The sequence below is a fragment of the Streptomyces sp. adm13(2018) genome (assembly GCF_008042145.1).
GTDB lineage: Bacteria > Actinomycetota > Actinomycetes > Streptomycetales > Streptomycetaceae > Streptomyces.
Window position 1 is genome coordinate 1 of record NZ_RDBH01000114.1, and the last position, 1,575, is coordinate 1,575.

Genomic DNA, 1,575 nt, shown 5'->3' on the forward strand with positions numbered 1-1,575 from the left:
GTCGTATCCCTGGGGGGTGGCGGTGGCCGCGCGGTTCTGCTGCGGTCCGGCCCGTTCGGCGAGCAGCGCGCGCAGGGCGCGGCGGATCTCCTGCGGCTCCTCGGTAGGCGGGTCGGCGAGCGGGACTGCGGGCGGGGCGGTGAGCGGGGCGGTCGGCGGGACTGCGGGCGGGGCGGTTCCGGCGGTGAGCGCTGCGCTGTCGGCGGCGTCCATGAGGCTCCCTCCGTTTCTGACGGTGCGTCATGCTAGGCCTGCGCATGGCCGGTTGCCAGAGTCGCGCCGGTTCCGATCCGGCGCATCTGATGTACCGTCAGATTCATGCCGACCCCTGCGCCCGCCCCCGTGCCGACGACCGCGCGCACCACCGAACACGCCGCCGAACGCGCCACCCACCGCACCACCGCACGCGCCGCCGTCCGCAGACCCCGCCGCGTCGCCGTCGCCGGAGCGGCCCTCGCCGACTGCGGCCGGGTCGACGAGGCCACCCCCTACGCCCTGCACGCCCAGGCGGCCCGGCGCGCGCTCGCGGACAGCGGCCTGGACCGCTCGCTGATCGACGGCCTCGCCTCGGCGGGCCTCGGCACCCTCGCCCCGGTCGAGGTCGCCGAGTACCTCGGCCTGCGGCCCCGCTGGGTGGACTCGACCGCCGTGGGCGGCGCCACCTGGGAGGTCATGGCCGGGCACGCGGCCGACGCGATCGCCGCGGGGCACGCGAACGCGGTCCTCCTCGTGTACGGCTCCACCGCGCGCGCCGACATCCGCGCCCGGCGCCGCACCGCCAACCTGTCCTTCGGCGGGCGCGGCCCGCTCCAGTTCGAGGTCCCGTACGGGCACACCCTGATCGCCAAGTACGCGATGGCCGCCCGCCGTCACCTGCACACCTACGGGACCACCCTGGAGGAGCTCGCGGAGGTGGCCGTCCAGGCGCGGGCGAACGCGGCCCTGAACCCGGAGGCGATGTTCCGCGACCCGATCACCGTCGACGACGTGCTGTCCGGGCCGATGATCGCGGACCCGTTCACCAAGCTGCACTGCTGCATCCGCAGCGACGGCGGCTGCGCGGTGCTGCTGGTCGCCGAGGAGTACGTCCAGGACTGCCGGACGGCCCCGGTCTGGGTGCTCGGCACCGGGGAGCACGTCTCGCACACCACGATGTCGGAGTGGGAGGACTTCACGGTCTCCCCCGCGGCCGTCAGCGGCCGGCTCGCCTTCGAGCGGGCGGGCGTCCGGCCCGCCGACATCGACGTGGCCGAGGTCTACGACGCCTTCACCTACATGACCCTGGTGACCCTGGAGGACCTGGGCTTCTGCCCGAAGGGCGAGGGAGGGGCGTACCTCCGGGAGAAGGGCCGGGTGCCGGTGAACACGGACGGCGGCGGGCTCTCGGCCTGCCATCCGGGGATGCGGGGGCTCTTCCTGCTGGTGGAGGCGGTACGGCAGCTGCGCGGGGAGGCGCCGGGGCTCCAGGTCCGGCGGCCGGACGGCAGCCTGCCGGAACTGGCGGTGGCCTCGGGCACGGGAGGCTGGTTCTGCTCCTCGGGAACGGTGGTGCTGGGCCGCGGGTGACCCCCGGCC

At 75.4% G+C, this 1,575-nt stretch carries 1 protein-coding gene and 1 pseudogene; one reads left to right on the plus strand and one right to left on the minus strand.

Going from position 1 to position 1,575, the window contains the following annotated elements:
• A pseudogene (locus EAO70_RS12120) lies at positions 1-213 on the minus strand (acyl-CoA dehydrogenase); the annotation flags it as partial.
• A gap of 105 nt (positions 214-318) precedes the next feature.
• Between EAO70_RS12120 and EAO70_RS12125 the strand changes: the two are divergent.
• Complete coding sequence (locus EAO70_RS12125) at positions 319-1,566, plus strand: thiolase C-terminal domain-containing protein (protein ID WP_261992824.1); 1,248 nt, start codon at positions 319-321, stop codon at positions 1,564-1,566.
• Positions 1,567-1,575: the final 9 nt, after the last annotated feature.